This window comes from Pseudomonas sp. NBRC 111140 (assembly GCF_001320885.1).
In the GTDB taxonomy this organism is placed as follows: domain Bacteria; phylum Pseudomonadota; class Gammaproteobacteria; order Pseudomonadales; family Pseudomonadaceae; genus Aquipseudomonas; species Aquipseudomonas putida_P.
Map to the genome: position 1 here is coordinate 1 of NZ_BCBQ01000164.1, position 5,625 is coordinate 5,625.

The following is a 5,625-nucleotide window of genomic DNA, read 5'->3' on the forward strand; positions in this document are numbered from 1 at the left end:
AGGTGACGAAGGCGTCGCCATGGGTCACTTCGCACAGGGTCTCGATGACTTTCTGCGGCTTGATGACATTACCGTCGCCCTTGTCATAGGGGAACATCTCACCATTGCCACGCCATTCGTCGATCTGCTTCCACCAGGCATCCAGCGCCGCCTTGTCGGGCTGCTCGCCGATTTCCTTGAGGATGCCGAGCATTTCGCTGAGCACGCTGTCGACCGGGCCGACGATTGGCACGTCGGCCTTGATCATCTTCGAAATCGACGCTGGGTCGATATCGACATGGATGATCTTGGCATTCGGGCAGAACTTGGCCGGGCCGTTTACCACGCGGTCGTCGAAACGAGCACCCACCGCGAAGATCACGTCGGCATTGTGCATGGCCATGTTGGCGGTGTAGCTACCGTGCATGCCGAGCATGCCGAGGAACTGGCGGTCAGTACCCGGGAAGCCACCCAACCCCATGAGGGTGTTGGTGACCGGCAGGTTCAGCGACTTGGCGATTTCGGTCAGGGCTTCAGAGCCACCACCGAGGATCACGCCGCCGCCGGAGTAGACGATCGGGCGCTTGGCAGCCAGGAGCATCTCGGCAGCCTTGCGGATCTGGCCGGAGTGGCCGCGGACCGCTGGGCTGTAGGAGCGCAGTTTGACCTTTTTCGGGTAGACGTATTCAAACTTCTCAGCCGGGTTGGTCATATCTTTTGGAATGTCGACCACGACTGGACCTGGGCGACCGGATTGCGCCAGGTAGAAAGCCTTTTTCAGAACTTCCGGGATCTCGGTCGGGTTCTTGATCATGAAGCTGTGCTTCACGATCGGCCGCGAGATACCGATCATGTCGGTTTCCTGGAAGGCATCGGTGCCCACCATGGTGCTAGGCACCTGGCCGGACAGGATGACCATCGGAATCGAGTCCATGTAGGCGGTGGCAATGCCGGTGATGGCATTGGTCGCGCCTGGGCCGGAGGTTACCAGCACCACACCGGCCTTGCCGGTGGCGCGGGCGTAGCCGTCCGCCATATGGGTTGCCGCCTGCTCGTGACGAACCAGGATGTGTTCCACTTCCGGTTCTTTGAACAGTGCGTCGTAAACATGCAGGAGAGCACCACCAGGGTACCCGTAGATGTGCTTAACGCCTTCGTCACGCAAGAAGCGGACGACCATCTCAGCGCCAGATAAAAGCTCCACGTTGTTCACCTCTAAAACGCCAGAATACCGTCCCTAGTGGACGGGTCTTAATAGGTTTACTGCCAAGCAGAGCATGAGCGAAAACGTCAGCACTGACTGAGCAAGTATTGGGAGCCCCCCAGAGTGTTGCGGGGATTTCCCACCCAGCGCGAGGTAACGCGTTGCGGGGTGTAACAGGTCGGCGCGGGTGTGCACCTCATGATCTGCTTAGCGGGTCTGCTTCTGGCAGTCCCTCTACAGCGGAAGTTGGATTCTTGTGATTCGGCGCCAACAAGTCAAGAAAAATTATTGCCAATTTTTCCCCAAGATGAATTCCTGCCACCACTAAAAATCGCTTCAGCAGCAGATTTAATAAGATTTCCAAAAAAAAGGGCCACAATCTGCGGCCCTTGACGAAAAAACTGAAGAAATCAGGCGGAAGGAGCGATCAATTGGTCAAAAGCTGCCAACAGACGGCGTAGCTCGCGACTTTGCTCCGGCCGGTCGGTAAACACGGTTTCGGCCATGACCAGGATGCTCGAGGCATTGGGCAGCGGGTGGCCCAACTCGATAATGATCTTCATGCGTGGCAGGAAGATCCATTGCAGCCACTGCTCGAAACTGAGGGTATCGACGGCGAACGGTACTGTGCTGGCCAGTGCCTCGTCGCTTGGTGGCTCGTCGTCCCACCAGCCTTGCACCTGCAGTTCACGCTCGATCAGCAGCAGGTGGTCGGCAATATCCAGAATGCGCTGCTCGATCATCACGAATTGACCCGCGCCTTTTGCCGGGCCAGCGCAGCGCCAGCGCTGTCACCCTGCTTTTCACGGGCCTGGGCGATGGTGTTCCATAGCTCCGCCTGCAGGCTTGGGCGGCCGTTGGCGTAAGTCAGGGCACGGCGCGCCAGTTGCTCGGCCTGCGCGGCATCACCTTGCGAAAGGCGCACCTGGGCCAGGCGGTACAACACTTGCGGCTCACGCGGCGCAATGCGCTGGGCACGCTCCAGGCTCGAGGCGGCACCGTTGAAGTCTCCACTGCCCTGCTGGGTCTTGGCGGTGGTCAGCAGTGCCAGCACCGGCCCGTCCAACTGCTCGTCGGCCGACAGGCCACCGGCAGCAGCGGTGCTACGCGGAATACCGGTTGGCGCGCTGGTGCTTTGCGGGGCGTTGTTCATCGCCGCGATGTCGAACGGCTCGTCGGCAATCGGGTTGGGGTTGGTGGTCATCGGCGCCGAACTGACAGGGCCAGTGCTGATCGGCCCCGGGGTGATCGGCGAGGTGCTGATCGGCGCTGCGCCATTGGCCGCCGGGAACGTCTGGATACCCGAAGCGCCTGCGCCCTGCGGAATCATCACGGTAACGCCGGAATCCTCCGCAAGCGTCTGCGCCTGGGCGGTGCCGGTGCTATAGCCGCCCGCCGAGCGGTTGGCCGTCACGCGTTCGCTGTTGGACACGCGGGTGCTCGAATCGACCACCGGAATATTGCCGCGCGGGACGCTGGAGCACCCCTGGAGCACAGCCAACGCCGTCACGGCAGGAAACAGCCACTTGTTCACGTCACACCTCATCAATGCAGCCTGTGCTTAATTCATCCAGCCCTTGACCCAGTCCATGACCGACTCGGCAGGATTCTCCTCGCCGCCACAGGTCGCGCCGGCGGGCGGTTCACTGCCGCGAATATACGGCATCTGCACTGCTCCCGGACAGCTGCCATCAGACCCACGGCCCGTGTAGGGGTCGATCCAGGCCTGCACCACGTTGTCCGGTTGCGGCATGTCCAGCGGCAGCGGGTCGGCTTTCTTCATGAAGCTGGTCCACACCTGCAGGGCACCGGTGGCGCCGGTAAATGGCGTTTTGCCGTTATCGTCACGCCCCATCCACACCACGGCCAGCAGGTCTTGGCTGAAGCCGGAGAACCAGCTGTCACGCGAATCGTTACTGGTGCCGGTCTTGCCCGCCAGGGTCAGCGAACGTGGCAAGGTGTTGTACACCGAGCGCCCGGTACCTTCGCGCATTACCCGTTGCATGGCGTTCTGCACCAGGTAGATGGCACCCGGGTCGAAGGTTTGCTGGATCTGGAACGGGTAGCGCTTGAGCGGCTCGCCCTCAGCGGTAAGCACACTGCGGATGCCGCGCATCGGGGTGTTGAAGCCGCCGTTGGCGATGGTCTGGTACATGGTCGCGACCTGCATCGGCGACATGCCGCCGGCCCCCAGCAGCATGGCCGGGAACGCTGGCCAGTCGACATTCACCCCCAACCGGCCAATGGTCTTGATCACATTGGGCACACCCACTTCCAGCCCGAGCTTGGCGGTAGACAGGTTGTACGAGTTGGCCAGCCCCTGGTACAGGTAGATGGTGCCATGCGGGCGACGGTCGTAGTTTTGTGGGCGCCAGACCTGGCCGTCGGCGCCCTTGACCGAGAATGGCTCGTCCTGCACCCAGCTGGTGAGGGTGTATTTGCTTGGCTGCTCCAGCGCTGTCAGGTACACGGACGGCTTGACCAGCGAGCCGATCGGCCGCACGGCGTCGATCGCCCGGTTGAAGCCGGCAAAACCTGCCTGACGGCTGCCGATGAGTGCCTGCACTTCACCCGTCTCAGGGTTGGTCACCACCATTGCCGACTCCACTTCGTCGGCACCCTTGCGGCCCGCCAGGCGCTTGAAGGTCTCGCTCATCGAGGTTTCGGCCTTCATCTGCAGGATCGGGTCGAAACTGGTGAAAATGCGCAGACCTTCTTCGGTCAAGTCTTCGTCGCGGTAGTCCTGGCGCAATTGACGCTTGACCAGGTCGAGGAAGGCCGGGAACGAGCTGTCGGCCAGGCTGCCGCGCTTGGTCACACCCAGCGGCATCTTCTTCGCTGCATCGACTTCCGCCTGGCTGGCCACGCCCTGCTCGGCCACCAGGTCGAGCACCAGGTTGCGCCGAGCCAGGGCGCGATCAGGGTAACGCCGCGGGTTGTAGTAGGACGGGCCTTTGACCATGCCCACCAGCAGGGCGATCTGGTGCAGTTTCAGCTCCGACAGTGGTTGGCTGAAGAAGAACTGACTGGCCAGGCCAAAGCCGTGCACGGCACGCTGACCGTCCTGGCCAACGAACACCTCGTTGAGGTACGCCTCGAGGATTTCACGCTTGTCGTAGTGCAGTTCGAGCAGCATCGCCATCATCGCCTCGGTCAGCTTGCGGCTGAGGCTGCGCTCGCTGCTGAGGTAGAAGTTCTTCACCAACTGCTGGGTCAGGGTACTGCCGCCCTGGCGCATCGAGCCGGACGACGTGTTGACCCACATGGCCCGGGCGATGGACTTGGGCGACACACCGTAGTGGCTGTAGAAGTCGCGGTCCTCCGTCGCCACCAGGGTTTCGAGCAGGTATTTGGGGACCTGGTCGATCTTGATCAAGATGCGGTCTTCAAGGTTCTTCGGGTAGATGCCGCCGATCATCAGCGGCTCCAGGCGCACAACGTCAAGCGCCTTGCCATTGGCAGCAGAAAGGCCCGCCACGTAATCCCCTGAGAAACGCACGCGAACGAACTGCGCCGGCTCCATGCCCTCGTAGAACTGGAAGCCACGGGTATTGAGATCGACGGTATTGCCGTTGACCGCCGCCGCCCCTGGGCCGTTGGCCGCGCTTTCGCGTCGGTAGCCGAGTGCATCGAGCTCGGTGAGGAAGTCGTTCTTGCTCAGTTTCTGGCCGGTGAACAACTCCAGCGGCCGGGCATACACCTTGGCCGGGATGGTCCAGCGCTTGCCGGAGAACTTCTCCTGGACGACGGCATCGAGGTAAACCGCGAAGCCGGCAACGATCACCAGGCCTACCAGGCTGAGCTTCAAAGCCCAGCCCAGCCAGGCGCGGGAGCGGCCGGTCGGGCGTTTCTGAGGGGTGCGGGGATTTCGAGTTCGGGTCATGGCGGCGGATTATACGCACTTTATAAAGGCTGGGCAGACGGCCCAGCGGTAGGCAGGGACGGCACCATTGACCATAATGGCGCATTCGAATTCCCTTGCCCCGGAAGGATTTGCCGTGAGCCAAGCTCTTATCACTGCGTTGCAGAACCCAGCCCTGTACCCTCACCCCGTGGATGGGTTCCAGCTCATCGAGACGCATATCTCCTGGGTACTGCTCACCGGCGAGTACGCCTACAAGATCAAGAAACCGATGAACTTTGGCTTCCTTGACTTTACCGGCTTGGACCAGCGCCAGCATTTTTGCAACGAAGAGTTGCGCCTGAACCAGCGCCTGACCGAAGGCTTGTACCTGGAAGTGCTGCCGATCACCGGCAGTGTTGATGCACCGCAGATCGGTGGTAACGGCGAAGCTATCGAATACGCACTGAAGATGCGCCAGTTCCCCCAGGGGCAAATGCTCAGCACCCTGCAGGCCAATGGCGAGCTGAACGCCATGCACATTGACCAAATGGCCCGGCAGATCGCTGAATTCCACCTGCAGACGCCCAAGGTAGCTGCC

The 5,625-nt window shown here is 61.5% G+C and carries 4 protein-coding genes and 1 pseudogene; 1 reads left to right on the forward strand and 4 read right to left on the reverse strand.

The features are described from left to right. The 4 genes from ilvB to mrcB form a co-directional block, all read right to left on the reverse strand. A partial coding sequence (ilvB, locus tag APH42_RS28360; protein ID WP_060494725.1) for a biosynthetic-type acetolactate synthase large subunit occupies nucleotides 1–1,183 on the reverse strand: 1,183 nt, incomplete at its 3' end. 410 nt (nucleotides 1,184–1,593) lie between these two features. Then, nucleotides 1,594–1,926: a YqcC family protein gene (locus APH42_RS28365; protein ID WP_019099850.1), complete on the reverse strand. Its 333-nt coding sequence runs from the start codon at nucleotides 1,924–1,926 to the stop codon at nucleotides 1,594–1,596. Next, on the reverse strand, nucleotides 1,926–2,729 hold the full coding sequence (locus APH42_RS28370; RefSeq protein WP_012274213.1) for a tetratricopeptide repeat protein: 804 nt from the start codon (nucleotides 2,727–2,729) through the stop codon (nucleotides 1,926–1,928). Before APH42_RS28370 ends, APH42_RS28365 begins: the two co-directional genes overlap by 1 nt. A 15-nt stretch (nucleotides 2,730–2,744) precedes the next feature. After that, nucleotides 2,745–5,066, reverse strand: a complete 2,322-nt coding sequence (mrcB, locus tag APH42_RS28375; RefSeq protein WP_012274214.1) for a penicillin-binding protein 1B — start codon at nucleotides 5,064–5,066, stop codon at nucleotides 2,745–2,747. A gap of 115 nt (nucleotides 5,067–5,181) precedes the next feature. Between mrcB and APH42_RS28380 the strand changes: the two are divergent. Continuing rightward, nucleotides 5,182–5,625 (forward strand): annotated as a pseudogene (locus APH42_RS28380) (hypothetical protein); the annotation flags it as partial.

Coding starts and splice junctions, on each gene's coding strand:
- APH42_RS28365 (WP_019099850.1), bottom strand. CDS start 1,926: ATGATCGAGCAGCGCATTCTGGATATTGCCGACCACCTGCTGCTGATC.
- APH42_RS28370 (WP_012274213.1), bottom strand. CDS start 2,729: ATGAGGTGTGACGTGAACAAGTGGCTGTTTCCTGCCGTGACGGCGTTG.
- mrcB (WP_012274214.1), bottom strand. CDS start 5,066: ATGACCCGAACTCGAAATCCCCGCACCCCTCAGAAACGCCCGACCGGC.